Source organism: Paraburkholderia sp. (assembly GCF_047605525.1).
GTDB lineage: Bacteria > Pseudomonadota > Gammaproteobacteria > Burkholderiales > Burkholderiaceae > Paraburkholderia.
In genome coordinates, this window is the sequence record NZ_JASGFN010000002.1 from 140470 (window position 1) to 164169 (window position 23700).

Sequence of the window (23700 nt, forward strand, 5' to 3'; positions counted from 1 at the left end):
GAGACATCCCGTGAATGAACCGCTTTCCACGCTCGGCGGCCTCGTCGGCGCGGCGCCCCGCTCCACGCCGGGCGCGCGCGGCAAGGCGATCCTTTCGGCCACCGCCGGCTCGATCATAGAAGGCTTCGATTTCATCGCGTACGGCACCGCGGCGGCGCTCGTGTTCAACCGGCAGTTCTTCCCGAGCCTCGATCCGACGAGCGCGACGCTCGCGTCGTTCGGTGCGTTCGCGACCGGGCTTCTCGCGCGGCCGCTCGGCGCGATTCTGTTCGGCCATTTCGGTGACCGCCTCGGGCGCCGCTCGATGCTGATGGTCTCGTTATTCCTGATGGGCGGCTCGACCGTCGCGATCGGCCTGATCCCCGGCTATGCCGCGATCGGCGTGTGGTCCGCGGTGCTGCTCGTCGCGCTGCGGATCCTGCAGGGCATCGCGCTCGGCGGCGAAATGGGCAGCGCGGTGCTGCTGGCCGTCGAGCATGCGCCCGCGAGTCGCGCGGGGCTGTTCGGTAGCCTGCCGCAGATCGGGCCGCCGGTCGGCCTGCTGCTGTCGACCGGCGCGTTCAATCTGCTGACCCGCCTTCCCGAAGCCGCGTTCCAGAGCTGGGGGTGGCGCGTACCGTTCGTCGCGAGCGCGTTGCTCGTCGGGCTCGGTGCGTTCGTGCGGCGCAGCGTCGGCGAATCGCCCGCGTTCGAGCGCGCCGCCGCGGTGGGCGGCCCGCGCGACGTGCCGCTCCTACAACTGCTCGCGCGTCACAAGAAGGCGTTGCTGCTCGCGATCGGCGCGAAGCTGCCCGAGGTGACGCTCTATTACGTGCTCACGGTGTTCATGATCGCCTATGCGTCGACGCGCCTCGGCTTCGGCCGCGCCGACGTGCTGGGCGCCGTGATGATGGGTGCCGCGCTGCAGATCGTCACGCTGCCGCTGTTCGGCTGGCTCGCGGACCGCGTGGGCGTGCGACGCTTCTATCTGGGCGGCGCGCTGGCGATGGCGGTCTGCGTGGTGCCGCTGCTGCGCTGGATCGACGGCGGCAGTCTCGTCGCGCTAAAGTGTGCGATGGCGATCGCGCTCGGCATCAACTATTCGCTTCTGTTCGGTCCGCAATCGGCGCTGTTCGCTGCGCAGTTTCCGGTCAACGTGCGCTGCTCCGGCATTTCGATCGGCATTCAATTCGCGGCGGCGCTCGGCGGAGGCCTCGCGCCGATCGTCGCGACGTCGCTCACCGCGCGCTATCACGGGCTGCTGGCGATCGCGCTGTACGTCGCCGCGCTCGCGCTGGTCGCGGCGCTCTGCACGCGGCTCATGAGCGGCGCCGTACGAATCCATGCAACCCAGGCGCCGACGCGCACTCGAGGAGAATGAACCGATGAAGTCCCGTGCAACCGTAAACGACCTTGACCGCGCGCCGCTCGACACGCTGGCCGACGCGTGCCGCATCCTCTACGCGAAAGGCCACATGGCGAGCCTGGCCGGGCAGGTCACGTGGCGCGACGCGCAGTGCCGCGGTTACTGGACGCCCGCGCTTGGCCAGAGCTTCGCACGCTCGAGTGCCGCGTCGATGGTCCTCGTGGACGATGAGTTGAACGTGCTCGAAGGCGCGGGCGCGCCTAATCCGGCAGTGCGGTTTCATGCGTGGGTCTATCGCCATCGGCCCGACGTGCACGCGATCGTCCACACCCATCCGCGCAGCATTGCCGCGCTGTCGATGCTGGGCATACCGCTGCCCGTCGCGCATATGGACGCGTGCATGTTCCACGACGACTGCGGGTTCCTCGCCGAATGGCCGGGTGTGCCGATCGGCGACGAAGAAGGGCGCATCATCACGGCGGCGCTCGGCCACTACCGTTCGGCGCTGCTCGTCAATCATGGCTATATCTGCGCGTGCGCGTCGATAGAGGAGAGCATCTATCTCGCGGTGTCGATGGAGCAGGCGGCGGAACAGGTCCTGCTCGCCATGGCGGCCGGGACGATCCAGCCGGTGCGCGCGGATCTCGCGACGGCCGCGCACGACTTTCTGCTGCAGTCCTCGATCGTCCGGGCAACTTTCGCGTATTGGGCCGGGCAGATTACGACGCCGGGGTCGTGATGAGGCAATCGCAAGCAGTTTTCCATGCGCCCGATCTGGCCGGCAGTTACGCGATGCGCTAGCGTGGATTGATCTGCTTGACGACATCAGCCACGATGGCGCGGGTCTGCCTGTCGGTAGTCGGTGCGAAGATGCCCTGCCACGCCGAGGACTTGGTGTTGTAGGAGCGCTCCCCGAATACCTGGTCAGTCTGCAGATCGCGGAAAGTAACCTTGGCTCGGATGAAGGCATTGCCCGTCATGATTCCGAATGCGATCCGCGCACCTTGCGAGACGAAGTGGTAGTCGTCGACATAGACATCAACGATTGTGCCGGCACCGCTCCGGGTTGTCGTTCCCGCGGTTTCATCGATGAAGGTCAGTCCCGCCGGGTTCGCGGCACCTTGCATGGCTTCCCGCCATTCAGTCTGTACCCGCGGCCAGTCGGACGAGGCCGTGGCTACCTGCGATCCGGTCATGCGCAGGACGACTGTATGGGTCGAAGCGGGCGGCACGACGATGCTGGATTCCGAGGTCCTTTCACCCGGGGACGAATTGTCCTGGGTCTGCAACGTGGCGGCGCATCCGCCGAAAAAAGCCGTGCTTGCGCTGACGATAAGGATCGGGAGTAGTCGTTTCTGCATCTGGGTGTTCCGGGTGACGAAATCGATTTGTCGAATGGAATTACAGACGCTTTGTCGGCATGAGATCGTCAAACTTGAGCGGCATTCGGAGTGGACCAGCCGTTCGAGTGACCACTGCGTGGCTCAGGCGAGCGGCGGAAGATGGTTGAGGGTCGACCGACGCGGCAGTCCGCGGTCGACCCTTCGCTGCCGCTCGTCGCTCGAGCTTCCGATTGTCCGTTACCCGAGCTCAACCGCCTTTCAGACGTCTAACAACGGGGATCACGAACGACTAGGACTTGCGAGCCGCCAAATCGAAACGGGTACTGGATGATTGCTACGGCCGTTCTGACAACCAGGGCACCAATGTTCAAAGCGCACTCATTCTAAGGTGACGACGATCTTCCCGACTTGTTCATTAGATTCAAGGAAGTGCGTTGCTTCCTGAATCTGGTCAAATGCAAACGTTCGACAGATCAAAGGCGAAAGCCCAACCCCACGATGATGCCGTGGGACGGGGCCGGGCGAGGATTCGATTCCCCAATATCTACGAACACCAAAGGAGGGTGCATATGCACTGCTATTTCTCTGCAGCAAGGGCGATCCTTTAAGAGGTTTTCCAGCCAAATGGTGTGAGGTGCTGCTTGGGCCAGCTTACGACGGGACTGGAACCTGAGCACGGCGAGCAGACCTTGCGGCCAAACTGCGTCGGTCGACATCTGAGTCAACATCGCCGACAATCGTCCTGCCACTTGAACTGGCGTCGAGCCCGGCATGCAGGGAAGAAACGATTCAGTCACTGTTGTGCAACGGCGACTGCCGAGCAATACCAACGGCATCGGCCTGCTGACATGCAGCCGGCCGATGCCCTTACAACAATGCGCGTTCAGTGGTTGATCTGCTGGATACCCGCCAGGCGCCACGCCTGGCCGCCCTGCGCGTTCTTCACCAGATTCCAGATCTCCTGGAACGGCTCGGCAGTCTGTGCGTCGTCCTCTCGCATCTGACCGTAGAAGCGCACGCTGATCAGCGCTTCATCGGCGTTGCTCTCCGTGCCCAGCACTTCGGCGTCGAGTTGCGTCACTTCTGTCACACCCGGCTTTCCGCCTTGAGCTTCCAGATCCTGCTTGAGCCGCATGAACATGTCGTGCGTCGTCAACTCGAACATGTCGCCCTGATCGTTCCGGTCCCATGCGCTCTGAAGACGCATGAACAGAGTCTTCGCCGATGCCAGAAAGGCAGACTGGTCGGACCCAGACGAGAGCTCCGGAGCCTTCACGGCGCCTGCAACTCCCCTCGAACCCGTCGCGGCAGCCGGCCAGTTGTCCGACCTCGCGTCAGACCGCGCATGGCCAAACTGGTTGAACAGCGATGAACCGTCGGTCTGCTGCCGGTTCGCCGCGCCATGCCCATAAGCCAGATCCGGACGGCGTCGGTTGGCGATAAAGCGGAATAACATCACGCCCGCGAGAACCACGAGGCCGATCAGCAGCGCATTCGACAGCATTTGCGCCAGCCCTTCACCCAAGCCAAGCGACGACAGCAGCGCCGCAATTCCAAGGCCAGCGGCGAGGCCGGCAAGCGGGCCCATCCAGCGGTTACCGGCCGCGGCAGCAGGCGTCTGCGCGGTCTGTTGCGCCGGCTGGGCTTGCTGGCTTCGCTGCGTTTGCCCAGACGGTGACGCCGTCTGTGACTGACGCCCGATACTTTGACTGCCGCCCACCCGCTTCGCTTCGGCATCGTTCGATGCCACGGCGCCAAGCGCGAGCAGGCCCGCCAGACCGAGCGCCGCGGTCCCGCGCGTCACCGAACCGGCAGCACGTCGAAATTGATTGACGAATTGCGTGAACATAAAAATCTCTCCAGTGGTGAGTCGGGGATACCTGGATCGCGCGCCCGCAAAGCAAGCGCTTTAAATTACGAATAGTAATATTTCCAGGTCATCATAGTTGCGCCGATTGTGTCTGCACGCCGTTACGGCCAGCGTGAAAGCCGTTGCCATGGATGTAGTGCTCCAGTTGCCGGATGGTGTGTTCCTGCTCGGCAATCTGGTTCTTGATCAGGTCGCCGATCGACACCATTCCAATCACCTGCCCCGCCGTAATCACGGGCAGATACCGTATGCGATGTTCTGTCATGACCGCCATGCATTCGTCGGTGGTCTGATGCGGACTGACGTAGCGCACCTCCGCCGTCATGATGTCGCGCACGGGCGTATCCCTTGAGGAACGGTCCATTAGCACGATTTTCCGTGCGTAGTCGCGCTCCGTGACGATGCCGGCGAGGCGCCCCTGATGTGCGACGATCAGCGCGCCCACCTTCCGGTACGCCATGATCGCGATCGCGTCGTATACCGATGCAGACGCCTCCGTGGCCCACACTGTCTGCGAAACTTTTAAGCGAAGAAATTGCGCAACCGATGTCATAGATCACCTTTGTCCGTTATCGATAGCCGCGCGTTGACGTTCACGACCGAGGCTTCAATCTATCCGAACCGGATCGAATAGAAAATTCGTATTTTTATTGCCAATACATCGAAAAAACCGTAGCGTTGACCGATCGACGGAGGGAGCGTGAACTTCAAACATCTGCATTACTTCTGGGTCACGGCGCACGCAGGAGCAATCGTCCGGGCGGGCGAGCAGTTGCATATCTCGCCGCAAACACTGAGCGGCCAGATCAAGCTGCTCGAGGAAGCGCTGGATAGAAAACTGTTCAGGAAGAGCGGGCGCACCATCGAATTGACCGATGCTGGCCGGTTGGTGCTCGATTACGCGGACGAAATATTCTCTTTGGGCTCGGAGCTTGAGAGCGCGGTGCGGCGCGAGAACGAATCCGGTGCGCAAATGCGGTTTCGTGTCGGAATTGCAGATTCGGTTCCGAAGGCGATCGCGTACCGGCTACTGGAACCCGCGCTGAGCGCTTCAGTACCGGTACGCATGATCTGTCACGAAGGCAAGCTGCATGCGCTGCTTGCGCAACTGGCTGTGCATCGCCTCGATATGATCATCACGGACGCCCCCATTCCCGCCGACGTCAACATCAAGGCGTTCAACCACCGCCTCGGCCGTTCGACGCTGGGCTGCTTCGGGGCGCAGACGCTGATCAAGAGCGGCAAGAAACGCTTCCCGCTGCTGCTCGGCCAGCTGCCGGTGCTACTGCCGGGCACGGAATCGGCCGTGCGTCGCAAGCTGGATCACTGGCTTGCGTCACATGCCATATCGCCGCACATCGTCGGCGAATTCGACGACGGGGCGATGGCCATGGCGTTCGGCCGCGAAGGCCGCGGCCTGCTGTTCGCACCCACTGTGCTGGAGAGTCAGTTAAAGGCCGAGCACAGGCTGACGATGATCGGGCAGATCAAGACGATCGTCGAAGAGTTCTTTGCGATTTCGATCGAGCGCCACATCAGTCATCCCGCGGTCGCGACGATCATGAGTGCGGCGCGAAGCGAACTGTTCAATGAGTAGGAACGGCGTTTCCTGGCCTGGATTAGGCGCGACGACTGGCGCACAGATGTCGAAAAAGATGCCGTGCGGCGAACGGCCTACAACGCAATTGTGTCGATCAGGTTGTGCGTGGTCATATCAATCACGCCAACATGCCTCGCAAACCTGAATCCCACCTCATAGATAGCGCTTGTCGGCACTGAGCTCCACGTCGTCGGGTCTGGGTACGGTTCACTAATCACCGTGATCTCGTTGAGAGTGATGGCCCCACCGTCGCGCTGCGCTAGTCTCCGGCGTGGGCCCGCATGACAGGGCCAAGATGCCGGTTAATATCGCCCGATAGCCCGACAGATTGCGAACATGGCCGCAAGTAAAACGTGGCGCCGACCATCCGACCGCTCCAGGATTAAAACGGTCGCAGGAACGACGGTTTTCGGTGTTGCGCGCACGTCGGCTTTTGGCCGAACTCGGTCCGACGTCGAACTGGCGCCGTGGCCCGGCCTTGACCGATCGACATTAGGCAGCAGTCGACTCGCAACGGTCAGTGATTTTTCTCAGAAGTGGCCATTCAGGCGGCTTTGGCAGATAGACATGAAGCACGGCGCAGCCTAACGTTCAAGCAATGGCCCCGACCTAAGCCGGACTGTCCCCACCACTTTGCCAATCACCTCTCCGCGGGGGACGAATCGGATCAACGTCCGAGTCGCTACGATCCCGTCAGTTTTGGTACGAATTGCGGTAGCAGATCCGAGCGGGTCATCTGCACTCGGATCGATGATTTCCGCGATCACCGCACCGCGCGAGACTTTTGCGCCAAGCGGCACCTTATAGGTGACAATCCCACCTCGTGGCGCGACAAGGAGGTCGGTCGCATCCAGACTTGTGGCTTTGCATAGTGGCTCGGGAAGCGGTCCGGGATCGCCAGAGACAACTCCTCGACGTTGCAGGAATTTGAGTAGTGCGTCCGCGTCGGCAGACGCAAACTCGTCGCAGACATCAGCTTGCCCGCGCAGTTCCAATGTCACTGAATGGCAGCCAATTGGAATGGGAAATAGGTGCCCCAACTCTTTCCGAACAATCTCCCACGTGCCCGTGAACAGGTCGGTCGAAGTGCCTGCGTTTTCTAACCCATCTTCAAGGAAAACCGCTTCGCACGCAGTCTGCGCGCAGAGATCAGCGACATGCGGCCAAGTCGATTCATAGGTGTACGCGTGGATGATTGCATCCCGATCGCAATGCACGTCGATGACAACATCAGCATCAAAGGCAAGTTGGAACGCCGTCTTTTTTATCTTCTGAACTTCGGTCTGATCGGGCAGGTCGTCCACATGCCGTTCGAGGATTCGACGAAGTAATTGTAAATTCTCGGCTTCGTCGTCACCAAGTCTGTGCTGTGCTTCCGCCGCGACGCTCTCTCCGACTGAAGGCCAGTGCCGATTGAAGTTGCCTTCTCCGCCAAGATCATTCCTGCCGACAAGTACGCCGTTAATCCAGGTGGCCGCGCCGAGGGGGTTCACGAACGGAACGAGCACGACTTCCCCAAGGATTTCTCCACGCGAATCCGCCTCGTCAAGACGTTTTGCTAAATGTGCAATCGTCAGCATGCCAGGGATCTCCTCGGCATGTAGACCAGCCTGAATATAGATCTTTGGTCGAGCACCGCGAGTCCCATATCGATGCACGGTAATCTGACGGCAGGTCCCAGGGAAACCAGCCTCGAGGCTGATCCGTTGTATTTCTTTCGTCATCGCCGGCCTTTCAGTGACTACGCAGATTCGGTGTGGAAACCCAAACAACGCCAATTCTAAACCTCGGTCGAATGACCGAAGCTGGCCGACCCCGGAAATTCGAAGCTTGTCGACGATCGCGCGTCCCGAGTCAGTCTCCAGCTTCCGGAGTCGACCCCAAACGGACTGTCGCCATCTGGAAAGCCCGACGACAGCTTACGAGAACCTGCGATCATTGGCTCGCGCACGAGCGTGTCCTCGAAACCGGCCGCTCTTCGAAGCGGCACTTCACTCTGCGCATTCACCTCTCGCTCGGCCGCCCTCGCACATGCGAAGATAGAAGAAACTGACTCGCGTGAGGGAAGGACGATGCCACTCACTCAAGGATACTGGTTCCCCTCGAAACGACGCGGATGGGGTTGGGGATGGCCAGTGCGCTGGCAGGGTTGGGTCGCACTGGTCGTGTTCGTCGGACTGGTATGGACCGATGCGGCGTTCTTTCATCCGGCCGTGCATCCGGTGGCGTTCGGCTCTATCGTCGCAGTGCTAGTCGCGGGCTTTACAATTGTGTGCTGGATGAAAGGCGAACCAACCCGATGGCGCTGGGAAAGGGATTAGCGCGCAGTTGCGGCCGATGCGGGCAATCTGCCTAACCCCGCTGTTCGAGAGTCTGGCTGTAGGCGGCGTCCAGGGGTGAAAAGCGGTCGTGCCTGTCGTCGCTATCTCAGTGCCCTCTTTTCATCCTCCTTAGCAAGGGCAACGCTGATCATGTTGACCCAGCGGCCGTAAACGCCGGGACGCCCGCGTCGGCCATCGATGGTTTTCGGAGTTGCACAGCTGTTCGAGTGACTGATTTGTGCAACGGGCGAGCGGCGGAAAGTGGCCGACTGTCGCCCGATGTAGTCGGCCGAAACCGACCCTTCCGGGCCGCTCACCGCCCGTTACCCCTTTTAAGCGCGATTCGTTTCCTTCCCCTGGTCGAACGCCGGCTCCGAGAACCGCTCGATCCAGACTGCCAGGCGGTCGGCCGCGAAACTGGCGGCGCGTGTGCCGGCGCGGCAGACGATGGCGTCGCCATCACGCGCGAACTGCAGGGCGCCGCCGGCTTCTTCCAGCCACAGCAGGCAGGCCAGCCAGGTCGCGTGCTCGGCCGATACGGCCTGACCCACCGGCCGGGTGAGGAATTCGCTCAGCGTGGCCGGCGAAGTCCAGATCAGCGCATCGCCATCGCCGCGTACCGTGGCGCCGAGGGCTTCGGTGAAGATCTGCACCGCATCGGCCGCGCCGCGCCCCGCATTCCGCGTGCGCAGGTCCGCGAGGCGCATGCCGACCGCGTGGCCGAAGCTGCCGCTGCGTTCGCTCTCGGCATGCACCAGGTCGGCGTAGTCCATACGCTGCCAGTCCGGCTCCACATTGCGTGTACCCGCCAGGTCGGTGCCGGCCAGGTAGGTTTCCACCGGCTGGAAGCGGCCCGGGCCGATCAGGCTGGCGCACAGCGTGTGCACGATGCCGATGCGGGTGGCCACGGTCTGCGTCTGCAGCACGCCCAGCTTCTCGCGCACGAGCTGGTCGCGTTCCTTGCGCAGTCCCGACAGCTCCAGCGCCTGCTTCATCTCCATGCGCAGCGCGCTGATGTCCCACGGCTTCTTGATATAGCGATGTATCTGGCCTTGATTGACGGCCTCGACGGTCTGGTCCAGCTCCGAATAGGCCGTCGTCAGGATCCGGACGATGTGGGGATAGCGATCGCGCGCATAGCGCAGAAGTTCGTTGCCGTATTCGCCCGGCATGCGCTGGTCGGATACCAGCACGGCCAGGCTGGCGGCGTGGGCATCCAGTATTGCCTTGCCGTCCTCGACGGAGGCGCCCGTCACCACCGGCGCGATCGCGCCGATGGCGCGCTCGAAGTATTTGACCGCGGTGGCTTCGTCATCAACGAACAGAATCGCCGGGGGCGGTGTCTGGTTGGCAATCGTATCGCTCAAGGGTAACTCCTGTGCATTCGATCCTTGAAATTTGGGAATTCCGGCGTCACGGTCGTGCCGGCGCCGGACGCGGATGCGATCCTGATGCTCGCGCCGAAGGACTGCATGCCGCGGTTGCGGAAAATCATGCCGAAGCCGTTAACGCCGGCGCTCGCGATAACGAGGTCGATCAGCAGGCGCTGCATCACTTCCGGCGTAAGGTCAGGGCCGTTATCGCCGATGCCAGCACCTCGCGGACCGTGCCCACGCCCAGCGGCTTCTCCAGGATTCGAAACACCTCGCCGGAATTGACCGTTTCCAGCAGCGCGTCGTTGTCCGCGTAGGCTGTCACCAGGATCCGCACGATATGCGGATACTCCTGAGAGACCTGCCGCAGCAGGTCGTCGCCATGCCGGCCCGGCATGCGGAAGTCGGTCACCAGGATCGCCACCCGCGCGCCTTCGCGGCGCAGGATCGACACGGCCTCGTCCGCGCTGCCGGCGAGCAGCACTTCATAGGCGCCGCCGGCCGAGCGCGCAAAGTACTTGCGGGCCAATTCCTCATCATCGACATAGACGACAGTGTGTCGCGCTTGCTGGGTCTCTCTCATCTCGACATCACTCGACACGCGGCAGATCGAAATTGAACGCGGCCCACTTGCCCAACTGGCTTTCCGCATACAGCGTGCCGCCGTGCCGCTCCACCACCGCGTAGCTGATGGACAGGCCAAGGCCCAAGCCCTGGCCGACTTCGCGGGTAGTGAAGAACGGTTCGAACACCCGCGCCAGATTCTCCGCGGCGATTCCCGGGCCGTTGTCGCGCACATTCACGTGCAACCGGTCGCCGCGCCATTGCGCGGTGACATGGACCTGCGGCGACACGGTGCCGGCCTTCTGCATGGCCAGAGCGGCATTCGAGAACAGGTTGATGAGCACGCCGATGATGGCGGCTTCGTCGCCCAGCACGAGGGTGTCGGCGGGCAGTTCGCGCGTGACGCTCACGCCGCGCAACTCGTGCGCGCTCAGCCGGATCGACGAGTCGAGCGCCTTCTCGAACAGGAACGGCACGTCTTCCGCCGCCGCGCCGGGCTTGCGGTAGGCAAAGGTCTTCAGGTCCGACACGATATGCTGGATGCGATGCATGCCCTGCCTGGCATCCATCAGGCACTCCTGCAGCGACGGATTCTCCTTGGCCTGCGGTTCCTCCATCGCTACTTCGATGGCCATCAGGCAGAAGTTCACCGGGTTATTGACCTCGTGGAGCAGCCCCGCGGACAACGTACCGATTGCCGCCATCTTTTCCTGTTGCAGCAACTGGCCCTTGATCTGCGCCAGGCTTTCATTGGTACGGGCGAGCTGGTCGTTTTTCTGCGCCACCTCGTCCTTCAGCCGGAAAAGCTGGAAACGGCCCTTCTCGTTGAAGTAGGTGTAAATGGAGCTGGCTACCGCGCAGAAGAAGATCAGGATGAGCTGGAACTGAAACTTGCTCGGGTCCTGTATGCCGCCCGGATGGGCCACGCAGGCGATGTAGTAGAGACCGACCGTGGCGAGGCCGAATGCCAGCGTCTGCCAGTAGCCGGAAGGGAACAGGATTCCCACCGCAAAGATCGTCAGCATGAGCCCGGCATAGAACAGCGACTGCTCGCCCTGCGTGGCATAAATCATCCAGGAGATCATGGCCTGCGGCAGCAACAGCCAGAAGAAGGTGATGACCTGCACGTGGCGCTTGCCCGTTTCCGTGTACAGCGAGAGCAATGCGAGGCCGATGACCGCGCTGGTCAGCACCCGAATGATGGCGAAGTGCTTCTGCTCGGCCGGATACACGACATAGTCCATCGCCACGCCCATCAGCACCAGCACGATCACGGTCAGGCCGCCAGCCTTGCTGCACAGCAGCCGATAGTCGCGCAGCTCTTCGCGATAATCCGAATGTAGCCCAGCCACGGAGGTTGTCATTTCAGGCTACGGGTTGCTGGCCGATCGTCACCTCGGCAAACACGTTAACCCCGGTCGCGTCCGTGTACAGGCGCGGCTCGCCGCAGTTCTCCGGCATGATTTCGGCCATCTGTGACTCATTGCGATAGATCAGATACCACTCCAGCACGTGCTCCATGCTGAAGCGCTCCGGGTTGTCGGCGTGGACATTGGTGACCAGCAGGCGGCCGCCCCGTTTGATGCGGCTGGCGAAGTGCTGGTTCAGCCGGGCACAGACCTTGTCCGACAGGTAGTCGAACAGGCCGGCGCAATAGACCGCGTCGAACTCGCGGACGTCCGATGCATCCGCGTCCATCCGGCGCTTGAGCAGGTGGTGGACCGAATCATGCGTATAGCTGATGGTCATCCGCGTGGCCGTTTTCTGCGCGATGGACGCAAGGCGCTCGCGCGTCCAGTCCAGGGTCTCCTGGCTGAAGTCGAGCAGTTCGAACGTCAGCCACTCCGGTTCGTCGTATTCATGCATGAAGCGCTGGATTTCCTGAGCGGGGCCGCAACCCACGTTCAGCACCCGGAACGGCCGCCCCGCGGCACGCGCTTCATTGGCCAGCCGGGTCAGGTAGTCCACCAGCAGCTCGATGCGATTGCGGTGCGCGCGGGCCACGGCCGTCTGCAGGAAGGCCGCGTTGACGATCTGGAAATAGGTGCTCGGGCCCTGGCGGGGATCGTCGAGCATCTGGTTGACCATCTGGTAGTCGCCGGCGTAGCCGAGCGGCTTCGTGAAGGTGCGAAAGACGAACGGCGAACGCAGCAGCAGCGGATGGAGCGCGGCCTGGGCAAACGCGCGGTGTGCCGGCGCCAGCTCTTCGTCGACGAGGCGCGCCTCGCCTTCGAATTCGTCGAAGTAGAACTTGGTCCTTTCCATCAGTGGCGACGCCAGTTCGAGGAAGAAGTCCTCGCGCAGGCTTTTGCCTTCCTTCGGCATGGTGTCGGCCAGGTCCGCCTGTTCGACCCAGCGCGACATGTCGGAGAGAAAAGCCCGGATCTGGTTGACCGCGATCTGGTAGTCGCGGCGGATCTGGAAACGCTCGACCCAGTCCCGCACGAACTGGCGGGCTTCTTCCCCCACCGCGCGCGCTTCCAGCACGCCGCCACTCAGTTCCCGCCACTCGGCGATCAGCGTCACCGAGACGATGGCGGTCAGGCCGGTATTGACCATGCTGATTACGACCGCCTTGCCCGAATAGGCGTGTTCCACGCCCATCTTGACCGACAGGTCGCTCAGCACCTCACTGACCTGGACAATCGAGTACGGGTTGTAGACCTCCATCACCAGGGACTTGCGCTGGAGATTGATGATCGTGCCCCGCACCTGCTCACCCTGCGAGTTGCGGAAGCTCACTACCGGATCGATTTGCGTTTTGGAATACACGGTATTGCGGCCAGGTAAGTACCACGAGAAGTTGGTTTGAAATTTGGTGCCATACCCAGGCCAACAGGCCGGCCAGCTCAGCGTCGATGGTTTTCCCGGTTCGGGTGACGAAGCGTCGCCATCGATATTTCAGTTGCCGCCACGGCAACCCGTTCCTTCATTTGTCTGACCTGTGTCACCTCACGACAGCACGTGTGTTAATGGCGTCACGGTTTTAACGGGAGCCGTTAGCCTGGTGGGCCTGACAGCCGGTTTCGGAATAATACGGATCTTTGCGATTGCAGCATTCTACTGATAAAAAAGCACGCTGTCGTCTGACGCGAATTTCATCGGCGAAACTACCTGGCGGCGCTCGACGAAAGGGCGCCACCCGATGAGGCGCGAACTCTGTTCACGACGAAAAGCACCGCTTTCCCGCGTCGTCCGTTTCCACGAATGGAGACCGCAGGACAATCGCGTCATCACGTTCGGGGCCAGTGGTAATCATCGATACCGGAATGCCGACCTCCCGCTGAATCGCTTCGATCAATGCCGCCGCCTGGCGGGGCAGGTCGCCATAAGACCGGATGCCGCGGGTCGAACCTTCCCAGCCATCGAAGCGCCTGAGAACCGGCCGCAGACGTTGCTGCTCGGCGTCGCCGAGCGGCAGGTAGTCGATGCGCTTCCCATCGAGCTCGTAGCCTACGCACACGTGGATCGAATCGAAGCCATCGAGCACATCCAGCTTGGTCAGCGCGAGCAGGTCGATGCCGGCGACCTTGCTGCCCTGGCGCAGTTGCACGGTGTCCAGCCAGCCGCAGCGACGCGGGCGGCCGGTATTGACGCCATACTCGCCGCCGCGCTGCCTGAGCACATCACCGAGGGTGCCGCCCACTTCGGACGTGAAAGGGCCTTCGCCAACACGCGTTGCATAGACCTTGCTGACGCCCAGTACCTGCCCAAGCCGCGACGGGGCGATGCCGGTGCCGCTGGCCGCGGCGGCCGCGACGGTGCTCGACGACGTCACATAGGGATAGCTGCCCCAGTCCACGTCGAGCATCACGGCTTGCGAGCCTTCGAATACCGTGCGCTTGCCCGATGAATGGGCGTTGTCGAGCTGTTCCCACACGCGTCCGATGAACGGCAGGATTCTCGGCGCCATCGAAAGCAGGTCGCTCAACATCGGGTCTCGCTGGAAAGGCTCCAGACCGAGGCCGCGCAACCACGCGTTATGGTGCGCGAGCAGTACATCGAGCTTTTGCGCGAGCAGTTCCGGTTCAGCCAGGTCGCAGACGCGCAAACCCCGGCGTCCGACCTTGTCTTCGTAGGCCGGACCGATACCGCGCAGCGTGGTGCCGATCGGCCTGGCGCGCAAGCGTTCCTGAGCGGCGTCGATCGCGCGATGGACCGGCAGGACGAGCGTAGCCGTCCCGGCGATCTGCAACAGCTCCGGCGTTACGCGGATGCCAAGCCCGGCCATCCGGTCGATCTCCGCGAGCAGCGCCGCGGGATCGAGGGCGACGCCGTTGCCGATCAGACCAGGCTTTCCGCGCACGATACCGCTCGGAAGCAGCGCCAGTTTATAAGTCTGACCATTCACCACCAGCGTATGACCGGCGTTGTGGCCGCCGTTGTAGCGAACCACGATGTCCGCGTTCCCGGCGAGCCAATCCACGATCCGGCCTTTGCCCTCATCGCCCCACTGCGCGCCAACCACGACAACATTCGACATACGGTAATCTTCCTGGTGACTTAAACAAACAGATCCGGAATCGGATCCGCCGCCGACCAGCTCAATATAAAGGCCACTTATGGCTACGAAAATCGATATAAACTCATCTCGTTTGTCAGAGAAACTCACAAAGAGGTGTGCCGCATGCCGCGTCGCCTGCCACCATTGAACGCATTGCGCGTATTTGAAGCCGCCGCCAGGTTCGAGAGCTTTTCAGCCGCGGCGGACGAGCTTTGCGTCACGCACGGGGCCGTTAGCCGGCAAGTGGGACAACTGGAGGCCTGGTTGGGACACGAGCTGTTTGAACGCCGCGGCCGAAGGGTCGTGCTGACCGCGCCGGGGCGCGCTTATCTGTCGGAGATATCGGCGGCGCTCGACCGCATCGCGCTGGCGACCCATGAACAGATCCGGGTCACGCGACAGCAGATCATCAAGGTCAATGCGCCCACTACCTTCGCGTTGCGCTGGCTATTGCCGCAGCTTTCCAGCTTCCAGTTGACCAATCCGGCGGTGGAAGTCCGACTGACCACGTCGGACGAACCGATCGAAAGGCTACGCGACGAATGCGATGTGGCGATTCGCGGCAGCGAGCAGAAACCGGCGGGGTACGTGGTCAACGAATTTCTGTCGGAAGTGCGGCTGCCGGTGTGTTCGCCGAAGGTGTTGCAATCTCATCCGATACACGACGTCTCGGACCTCGCGCATCACACCCTGCTGCATACGGCGACCTATCCCGGCCTGTGGGCCGAATGGCTTGCGGCGTGCGGCAATCCCCGGCTTGCCGCGCGCAATTCCCGGCAACTGGACCACTTTTATTTGACCTTGCAAGCCGCCATTGACGGCCTGGGTATCGCGATGGGCCCGACCGCGCTCGTCGCGCTCGATGTGGAAGAGGGCCGTCTCGTGTTTCCGTTCGACGGCCCGGCCTTGCCGGCATGGCGCTATTGCAGCTACGTCCGCCATGCGCGCCTCGAAGATCCCGCCATCGATATCTTTCTGACGTGGTTGCGCGAACTGGGGCAGCGTTTCTCACGCAACGCATAGTGAGCGACCGTGAACGGGCTGCCTTTGACGCACCGCTCATACGAACTGCGGACCGAAACGCGTCGCAATGTGTTCGTTCGAATCGAATAGTTCGCGCAGAATCGGGCTCGTACAACTGGGCTGCACATAAAGATAAAACGCGACTTCCGGCAGGCGCGGCAGACCGTCCGCTTCGGTCAGCACACGCATGTTCGCGTCGAGCAATTCGGTGGTGCGCGCGGTCACACCCAAACCGGCGCTGATCGCCGCCTTGATCCCCACGAGCGTCGGCGAGATATAACTGGTTCGCCACAGGATCTGGCGCGCGTCGAGACACGAGATCGACACCTGGCGAAACAGGCTTAGTTCGTCGGCCATCACCAGTGGCACGGGCGCGCTTGCGTCGAAGATGAAGTCTTCCGCGCAGATCCATACCATCGGCGAAGTACGCAGCTTGATTCCCGGAAACGCATCGTCGTAGCGCGTGGAAATCGCCAGATCCAGTTCCTTGTCGCGCAGCGCATCCATCAGGAACGGACTACGGCCGACGTTGATCTCCATCTGCAACTCGGGCGAGAGCTTCGATAGACGCCGCAGAAGATTCGGCAGGATCGAGTCGGCCACGTCGTGTGGCGAGCCGATGCGAATTTTCTCGATGGGCCCACGCGTCTGTATCACCTGCACCGCCTGATCGTTCAACGCGAGGATCTTGTGCGCGTAGGCAATCAGCCGCGTCCCGTCGGGCGTCATCGACTTGTGCCGCCCACGCTTTTCGAAGAGCGCGCACCCCATCTCCTGTTCGAGCCGCTGCATCTGCTGCGTCACCGCGGACTGCGTGCGGCCCACGCGCTCGGCCGCCGCCGCGAAAGTTTCGTGCTGTGCAATCGCGACGAAAGTGCGCAACAAATCGATATCGAGGTTTCGCATCACCCGCTTCGCTCACTTCAGAATTCTTAATGTTTTCGCGTTAAGAATTAAATTGTTGCCCGTCATTCTCACGGATAACCTGCTCGACACTCAAGCAATATTTAAGGGATTGGCAATAACGTCGGCACGCCGCGCGGTCACCCCGCGTGACGTCGAACCGCGGAATCAGCTTTATTCAATCGGAGACGAAAGACCATGTGGCAACGAAAACTGGCTGTTCTTATCTTCACGACGACTGTCGCCGCCGGCGTCGCGCACGCCGACGCGCTGGCCGACATCAAGGCGCGCGGCACGCTCGTGTGCGGCACGCAGAATGCCAGCGAACCTTATGCCTTTCCCGATACCGCCACGCGACAGATCGTCGGTTTCGACGTCGACGTTTGCCGCGCGCTCGCGCAGGGCCTCGGCGTGAAACTCGACCAGCGCGCGCTGTCGACCGATGCGCGAATCGCGGAACTCAAGACCCATCGGGTCGACCTGCTGGCCGCCGCGATGGCGTGGATGCCGGCGCGCGCCGCGCAGGTCGACTTCAGCGACCAGTACTTCGTCGCGCCGATTCGTGTGCTGGTGCGCGCCGATTCGCCGATCCAGACGCTCGATCAGCTCGCCGGCAAGAAGATCGCCGCGTCCGAAGGCTCGAGTTCGGCGGCGGTCGCGGTGACACGCCTGCCCGACTCGAACCTGCTGACCTTTCACGACATTTCGTCCGCCTATCTCGCGTTGCAGCAACACAAGGTCGACGGCCTCGTCGCGGGCCAGCTCATCCTCGCGCGCTTTGCCAACGAGGCGGCACAGAGCCACGGCCAGCAATATCGGCTGCTCGCCACCCCGGTGTTCGAGGAGCGCTGGGGCGTGGTGATGAACAAGAACGAACCCGCGTTGATGGCGGCCGTCAACAGGATTCTGCTCGACTACGAGAAGTCCAACGGCCTGCAGACGAGCTTCGACAAGTGGCTCGGCACGAACTCCGTCTATAAGTTCACGCGCGACTACAAGGTCGAACCCATCAAGGCACAGTGATCCAGAACAATGTTCGATTTCTCGTTCCTTCTCGGCGACGGTTACCTGACGCTGTTACGCAACGGCGTGCTGACCACGATGCGCCTGTTCGTCGTCTCGGGCCTGATGGCAAGCGTGATCGGCATCGTGCTCGCAACCTTGCGCGCATTGCCGATCCGCCTGTGCAAGGCGCTCGTCGTGGTGATCGTCGAATACCATCGCAACGTGCCGGTACTGGTGCAGATTCTCGTCTGGTATTTCGGCGTGCCGCAGATCCTGCCGGAATCGCTCAAGCTATGGATCAACGCGGGCAATACCGAGTTCTTTCTCGCCGCCGTCGCGCTTTCGCTGAACTCGGGCGCTTTCGTCTCCGAGGACATCCGCTCCGGGCTGCGCGCCATACCCCATACCCAGCAGGAGGCGGCGTGGTCGATCGGCCTCACGTATCTGCAGTCGCTGCGCTACGTGATCCTGCCGCAGGGCATCCGGGCCGCGCTTCCGGCGTTGCTCAACCAGGCGCTGCTGCTGTTCAAGAACAGCTCGCTGGCAATGGCGATCGGCGTGCACGAACTGCTTTACCGCACGAAGCAGATCGACAACCTCACGTTCCGCACCTTCGATATCTTCCTTGTGGCCACGGTTCTGTATCTGATCGGCACGCTGGCGCTGATGGCGCTTTCGGAACACTTCGTCAAACGCCGCGCGGCGCCCACAGGAGCCTGACGTCATGTTTGAAATCCTGCATGACCACCTCGCGCTATTCCTCGTCGGCGCATGGCCGAACGGCCCGCTCGGCGGCGTCGCAAATACGCTGGTCCTGGCGGCGCTCGGGCTCGTCGCATCGTTTCCGCTCGCGATCGCCATCGGCATGGCGCAGGTCTCGCCGTGGCGCTGGCTCCGCACCGGTGCCGGCGCGTGGACGCGCCTCGTGCGCGGTATCCCGCTGCTGCTGATCATCTTCTGGGCGTATTTCGCCGTACCGCTGCTGGTGGGCGCCGAAGTCTCGGCCTTCACCACCGCGGTGTGCGCGATCATCGTCTACGAGAGCGCGTTTCTCGCGCAGATCGTGCGCGCCGGCCTCGAAAGCCTGCCACGCGGCCAGATGGAGTCGGCCCGCTCGAACGGTCTGTCGTGGTTGCAGAGCATGCGCTATGTGCAGTTGCCGCAAGCGCTCGCCAACATGCTGCCGTCGATCGTGAACCAGTCCGTGTCGATCATCAAGGCGACCTCGCTTGCGTACGTGATCGGTGTACCTGAACTCACCTATTCGGCGGCCCAGGTGAACACGATCACGTTGACCAGGCCCTTGCAGACCTTCCTGGTGCTCGCCGCTTTCTATTTCGTGCTGTGCTTCGCCATCTCCCGCTTCGCCGGGTGGCTGGAGCGCCGCGTCGCCCGTCATCGCATCGGGCTCGCGTAATCAGGAGACCACTACACCATGCTCGCATTCGAGAACGTAAACAAGTATTACGGCACCTACCACGTGCTGAAGGGAATCGACGCGAAGATCAGCCGCGGGGAAGTCGTCGTGGTGTGCGGTCCGTCAGGGTCCGGAAAATCGACGTTGATCCGTACCGTGACGCGCCTCGAGGCAATCCAGAGCGGACGCATCCTGTTCGAGGGGCGCGACGTCGCCGCGCGCGACAGCAACGTCAACCGGCTGCGGGCGCGAATCGGTTTCGTATTCCAGAGCTTCAACCTGTTCCAGAACCTTTCCGTGCGGCAGAACCTGATTCTTGGGCCGACCCGGGTACTCGGCATGTCGCGCGACGAGGCCGTCGCCCAGGCCGAGACGCTGCTCGCCAAGGTCGGGCTGGCCAACCGGATCGACGCGATGCCGGCCAATCTGTCCGGCGGCCAGCAGCAGCGGGTGGCGATCGCGCGGGCACTGGCGATGAAGCCGCCGCTCATGCTGTTCGACGAACCGACCAGCGCGCTCGATCCCGAGATGGTGCAGGAAGTGCTGCAGGTGATGCGCTCGCTGGCGGACGAAGGCATGACGATGATGATCGTCACCCACGAGATGGGCTTCGCGCGGGAAGTCGCGAGCCGTGTCTGGTTCATGGACCAGGGCGAATTGCTCGAGGACGGGCCGCCCGCGCAGTTCTTCGATCGTCCCGCCCATGCACGCGCGCAGCGCTTTTTGCAAGACGTGCTGCGCCCCGCGTCTCACGCCGCCAACCTGGTCGGCTGAGCCGCTGATCGCCTCACCGACTCGACGACTCACTTTTGCTCAATACCGTTCGGAGAATCCTGTTATGTCCACGCCGTCCCTTCCTCAACAACGTCAGGCCGCCGTCGCCGCGTCCATTGCCGCCATGAAGGCCACGCTGGCACGCGAGGGCGAGACTCGCGCCGCGCTGGCGGCCGTGCTCGAAGAGGTCAAGGCCCTCGCCGCGAATACTGCGTTCTGGCAGGAGGATGAGTTCCCGCCGCCGGCCGAAGGCGAGTTGCAGGCGCGTTATCTGATTTCGGAAGACGCGAACCAGAGCTACGCGCTGTACCTGAACGTCATGCGTCCCGGCAAGAAGATCACACCGCACAACCATACGACGTGGGCATGCATCGCCGCGGTCGAGGGGACGGAGTACAACTACGTCTATCGCCGCACCGACGACGGCAGCATCCCCGGCGTCGGCACACTGGAGGTGGCCGACACCGTAGTCGTCGATCCGGGTCACGGCATCGCGCTCGCGGCCGACGACATCCATGCCGTCGAGATCAAGGGCGACGCACCGATACGCCATCTGCACATGTACGGTCGCGCGCTCGAAACGCTGACCCAGCGCATCACGTTCGATCTGGCCACCGGCCGCTATCAGATCATGGACATCGGCGTCAAAACGCGCCGCTGATTCGCGCGCGTTCCGGGCGGCACCGTCGCCGCCCCGGAGCCCGCCTTGCCTGACACACCCTGTTGCCGCCCACCGCAAGCGTTGCTCGCGGTGCGGCCCCGTTCATCCTTTCGATTCGATCTCTTATCGTCATGACATCGCTGGTTACCGCAAAAGACCTGAAAGCCTGGCTGCACGACGGCGCCGAAATCGCGCTGTTCGATGTGCGCGAGCACGGCCAGTACGGCGAAGCCCATCTGTTCTACGCCGTGTCCTTACCGTTCAGCCGGCTCGAGATCGACGCTCCGCGCCTCGCGCCGCGCCGCGTGGCACGCGTGGTCGTGTACGACGGCGACGGCACCGTGGCGTTCGACGCCGCCGAACGCCTCGAAGCTCTCGGTTATACCGACGTGCACGTGCTGGAGGACGGCACGCCGGGCTGGACGCGCGCGGGCTATACGCTGTTCGCCGGTGTGAACGTGCGGTCCAAGGCTTTTGGTGAACTCGTCGAAGCGGCGTTCCATACGCCCCGCGTCACCGCGCGCGAACTCGCGGCAATGCGCGACTCGGGCGCCGAGGTCGTGATCGTCGACGGTCGGCCGGTCAACGAGTACCTGAAGATGACGATTCCGTCGTCGATCTGCTGCCCCAACGGTGAGTTGGGTTACCGTATCCGCGAACTGGTGCCGAGTCCGGATACGCCCATCGTCGTCAATTGCGCGGGGCGCACGCGCAGCATCATCGGCGCGCAGACGCTGATCAATCTGGGCATTCCGAATCCCGTCATGGCGCTCGAGAACGGCACGCAGGGCTGGTTCCTGGAAGACTTTCCGCTCGAGCACGGCAGTACGCGCCGCTATCCCGACGCGGTCACGCCCGCCGCGGTCGAAGACATGCGACGCGCGAGCCATCGACTCGCCGAGCGCTTTACCGTTCCCTACATCGACAGCGCCACTCTCGCGCGCTGGGTCGACGAACGCACGCACAGCCTGTTCCTGTGCGACATCCGCACGCCGGAGGAATTCGCCGAGGGCAGTCTGCCCGGTGCGCAGCATACGCCGGGCGGCCAGTTGATCCAGGCGACCGATCAGTACATCGGCGTACGTCACGCGCGTCTGGTCCTTTTCGACGCCGACGGCGTGCGTGCCGCGATTGTCGCGAGCTGGTTGCGCCTGATGGGGCACGACGCCTACGTGCTGCGCGACGGCATCGCGAGCGGCGCATCGTTGCCCGTGCCCGCCGCGGCCGTGCCGCCGGCATTGCCTCGCGTCAGCGTCGAGGCCCTTGCCGATGCGCTGGCGGCCGGAACGGCGCAAGTCGTCGATCTGCGGCCGAGCATGGCCTATCGATGCGCGCACGTGCCAGGCTCGACGTGGGCCATTCGCTCGCGCCCACCCGTATTCGCCGCCGGTCTTGATATCGTGCTGGTGGCCGACGACGAACGCGTCGCGCAACTCGCGGCCGCCGACTGGCGCCGGCATGCGCCGCGCGGCAACGCGCGCATCGCGCTGCTGGCCGGCGGTTTTGCCGCGTGGAGCGGAGCGGGGCGGCCCGTCGAAGTCACACCCGAGCTTCCTCCCGACAGCGAGTGCATCGACTATCTGTTCTTCGTGCACGACCGGCACGATGGCAACAAGGCGGCGGCCCGGCAATACCTTGCATGGGAAACGGGACTGCTCGCGCAACTCGATGCGCAGGAGCTGGCTGGCTTCAAGGTCGGTCCGGACGCCGTGGCGCCGTAAGCGTCGATTGCTTTTGCGAACATGAGATCGAATCTGCCGGACGCTCGACGTCCGGTCATTACAACCGGAACAGACATGTCATCGAAATTCTCATCGCAAGGTTTGGCCACTCGCCTCGTCAAGGGCGGCATGTCGCCTGTTTTCGAAGGCGGACGCGCCGTCAATCCGCCGATCGTGCGGGCGTCCACCGTTCTGTTCGAGTCGACGGATGCGCTCGACGATGCCCGCCGCAGGCGTGACAGCGAGCGGATGTTCACCTACGGCGCGCGCGGCAACCCCACTGCCTTCGCGCTGGAAGATGTCGTCGCGCAGCTCGAAGGCGGTTATCGCACGCGACTCTTCCCGACCGGACTGGCCGCGATTTCGATGGTATTCATGGCGTTCGCGAGGCCCGGCGATCACGTGCTGATCGCCGACTGCGTCTATCAGCCACTGCGCCATTTCGTCGACACGTTCCTGCGGCCGTGGGGTGTCGAGGTGACGTACTTTCTCGCTGACGGCAGCGACCTCGCGCGGCAGATGAGACCCGCCACGAAGCTGGTCTACGTCGAATGCCCAGGCTCGCTCGTCTACGAGATGTGCGACCTGCCGGCGCTGGCCGAAATCGCGCATCGTCATGGCGCGCTGCTGGTCGCCGACAATACGTGGGGCTCGGGTATGCAGTACCGGCCGCTCGCACTGGGCGCCGACGTCTCCGTGATGGCCGCGACCAAATACCTCAGCGGGCACTCGGACGTCATGATGGGGACGTTGACGACCACCCGGGATGCATGGCAACCGGTCGCCAGGATGTGCGACGCGCAAGGCGTCGCGGTCAGTCCCGACGACGCATACCTCGTACTGCGCGGCACGCGCACGCTGGCCGCCCGTCTGGCGATGCATGAACGTCACGCACTCGAAGTGGCGCAGTGGCTCGCCGCCCATCCCGCCGTCGCGCGCGTGTACTGTCCGGCACTTGCCGATGATCCCGGCCATTCGCTGTGGCAACGCGATTGCACCGGCACCAACGGCCTGATCTCCTTCGAGTTCGCCGGCGCCAGTCCGGCCGCGGCCGCATGCTTCGTCGATTCGCTCGAGCTCTTCGGCATCGGAGCGTCCTGGGGCGGTTTCGAGAGCCTCGCGACCGTCGCCAGGGTCGCGAGTACTCGCACATGCGCCGACTGGTCGAGTGCCGGACCTATCGTACGGCTTCACATCGGCCTGGAGGATCCGCGGGATCTCATCGACGATCTCTCGCGAGCGTTTGCGCGGATGGGCGAACGGTTCTGAGTACGCC

20 protein-coding genes and 2 pseudogenes are annotated in these 23700 nt (G+C 63.0%); 11 read left to right on the forward strand and 11 right to left on the reverse strand.

Translation table 11 applies throughout. The features are described from left to right. Positions 1–10: 10 nt before the first annotated feature. Positions 11–1360, forward strand: coding sequence for an MFS transporter (locus QM685_RS02990; protein ID WP_415112574.1), 1350 nt, complete (start codon positions 11–13; stop codon positions 1358–1360). A gap of 4 nt (positions 1361–1364) precedes the next feature. After that, the gene (locus tag QM685_RS02995) at positions 1365–2084 is read left to right on the forward strand and encodes an aldolase (RefSeq protein WP_415112576.1); all 720 of its coding nucleotides are present in this window, start codon (positions 1365–1367) and stop codon (positions 2082–2084) included. Positions 2085–2142: 58 nt separating this feature from the next. On the opposite strand, the gene QM685_RS03000 is transcribed toward QM685_RS02995, so the two are convergent. The 3 genes from QM685_RS03000 to QM685_RS03010 form a co-directional block, all read right to left on the reverse strand. Further along, positions 2143–2706 (reverse strand): hypothetical protein, encoded by a 564-nt coding sequence (locus tag QM685_RS03000; RefSeq protein WP_415112578.1) that lies wholly within the window; start codon positions 2704–2706, stop codon positions 2143–2145. A gap of 865 nt (positions 2707–3571) precedes the next feature. Continuing rightward, positions 3572–4537 carry a Tim44 domain-containing protein gene (locus QM685_RS03005; RefSeq protein WP_415112580.1) on the reverse strand — a complete coding sequence of 322 codons (966 nt, stop codon included), beginning with the start codon at positions 4535–4537 and terminating at the stop codon, positions 3572–3574. Between the two features lie 91 nt (positions 4538–4628). Beyond that, a complete protein-coding gene (locus QM685_RS03010; RefSeq protein ID WP_415112582.1) occupies positions 4629–5111 on the reverse strand; it encodes a CBS domain-containing protein in 483 nt (160 codons plus the stop codon). 147 nt (positions 5112–5258) lie between these two features. Here QM685_RS03010 and nhaR point away from each other — a divergent pair, with 147 nt between their 5' ends. Further along, positions 5259–6155, forward strand: a complete 897-nt coding sequence (gene nhaR, locus QM685_RS03015) for a transcriptional activator NhaR (RefSeq protein WP_415112584.1) — start codon at positions 5259–5261, stop codon at positions 6153–6155. Positions 6156–6176: 21 nt separating this feature from the next. Here the strand turns inward: nhaR and QM685_RS03020 are convergent. From QM685_RS03020 to QM685_RS03050, 7 genes and pseudogenes are all read right to left on the reverse strand, one after another. Next, a pseudogene (locus QM685_RS03020) lies at positions 6177–6362 on the reverse strand (YncE family protein); the annotation flags it as partial. Between the two features lie 380 nt (positions 6363–6742). Beyond that, a complete protein-coding gene (locus QM685_RS03025; RefSeq protein WP_415112586.1) occupies positions 6743–7882 on the reverse strand; it encodes a succinylglutamate desuccinylase/aspartoacylase family protein in 1140 nt (379 codons plus the stop codon). Positions 7883–8811: 929 nt separating this feature from the next. Continuing rightward, positions 8812–9846, reverse strand: coding sequence for a response regulator (locus QM685_RS03030; protein WP_415112588.1), 1035 nt, complete (start codon positions 9844–9846; stop codon positions 8812–8814). Then, a pseudogene (locus tag QM685_RS03035) lies at positions 9843–10435 on the reverse strand (response regulator). Before QM685_RS03035 ends, QM685_RS03030 begins: the two are co-directional and overlap by 4 nt. Positions 10436–10442: 7 nt before the next feature. Continuing rightward, complete coding sequence (locus tag QM685_RS03040; protein WP_415112590.1) at positions 10443–11780, reverse strand: sensor histidine kinase; 1338 nt, start codon at positions 11778–11780, stop codon at positions 10443–10445. A 1-nt stretch (position 11781) separates the two neighbouring features. Then, positions 11782–13188, reverse strand: a complete 1407-nt coding sequence (locus tag QM685_RS03045) for an SAM-dependent methyltransferase (protein WP_415112592.1) — start codon at positions 13186–13188, stop codon at positions 11782–11784. 391 nt (positions 13189–13579) lie between these two features. After that, positions 13580–14899: an adenylosuccinate synthase gene (locus tag QM685_RS03050; RefSeq protein WP_415113098.1), complete on the reverse strand. Its 1320-nt coding sequence runs from the start codon at positions 14897–14899 to the stop codon at positions 13580–13582. A 144-nt stretch (positions 14900–15043) separates the two neighbouring features. Between QM685_RS03050 and gcvA the strand changes: the two genes are divergently transcribed. Beyond that, positions 15044–15943 carry a transcriptional regulator GcvA gene (gcvA, locus tag QM685_RS03055; protein WP_415112594.1) on the forward strand — a complete coding sequence of 300 codons (900 nt, stop codon included), beginning with the start codon at positions 15044–15046 and terminating at the stop codon, positions 15941–15943. Between the two features lie 36 nt (positions 15944–15979). On the opposite strand, the gene QM685_RS03060 is transcribed toward gcvA, so the two are convergent. Then, a complete protein-coding gene (locus QM685_RS03060; protein ID WP_415112596.1) occupies positions 15980–16849 on the reverse strand; it encodes a LysR substrate-binding domain-containing protein in 870 nt (289 codons plus the stop codon). 195 nt (positions 16850–17044) lie between these two features. Between QM685_RS03060 and QM685_RS03065 the strand changes: the two genes are divergently transcribed. The 7 genes from QM685_RS03065 to metC all read left to right on the forward strand — a co-directional run bounded on the left by QM685_RS03065 (position 17045) and on the right by metC (position 23693). After that, entirely contained in the window at positions 17045–17869 is an 825-nt protein-coding gene (locus tag QM685_RS03065) for a transporter substrate-binding domain-containing protein (RefSeq protein ID WP_415112598.1), read from the forward strand. A gap of 9 nt (positions 17870–17878) precedes the next feature. Then, positions 17879–18571, forward strand: a complete 693-nt coding sequence (locus QM685_RS03070; RefSeq protein WP_415112600.1) for an amino acid ABC transporter permease — start codon at positions 17879–17881, stop codon at positions 18569–18571. A 4-nt stretch (positions 18572–18575) separates the two neighbouring features. After that, positions 18576–19268: an amino acid ABC transporter permease gene (locus QM685_RS03075; RefSeq protein WP_415112602.1), complete on the forward strand. Its 693-nt coding sequence runs from the start codon at positions 18576–18578 to the stop codon at positions 19266–19268. Positions 19269–19286: 18 nt separating this feature from the next. Next, on the forward strand, positions 19287–20042 hold the full coding sequence (locus QM685_RS03080) for an amino acid ABC transporter ATP-binding protein (RefSeq protein ID WP_415112604.1): 756 nt from the start codon (positions 19287–19289) through the stop codon (positions 20040–20042). Between the two features lie 64 nt (positions 20043–20106). Further along, positions 20107–20703 (forward strand): hypothetical protein, encoded by a 597-nt coding sequence (locus QM685_RS03085; RefSeq protein ID WP_415112606.1) that lies wholly within the window; start codon positions 20107–20109, stop codon positions 20701–20703. Between the two features lie 131 nt (positions 20704–20834). After that, entirely contained in the window at positions 20835–22424 is a 1590-nt protein-coding gene (locus QM685_RS03090) for a rhodanese-like domain-containing protein (RefSeq protein ID WP_415112608.1), read from the forward strand. Positions 22425–22499: 75 nt separating this feature from the next. Then, positions 22500–23693: a cystathionine beta-lyase gene (gene metC, locus QM685_RS03095; protein ID WP_415112610.1), complete on the forward strand. Its 1194-nt coding sequence runs from the start codon at positions 22500–22502 to the stop codon at positions 23691–23693. Positions 23694–23700 lie beyond the last annotated feature (7 nt).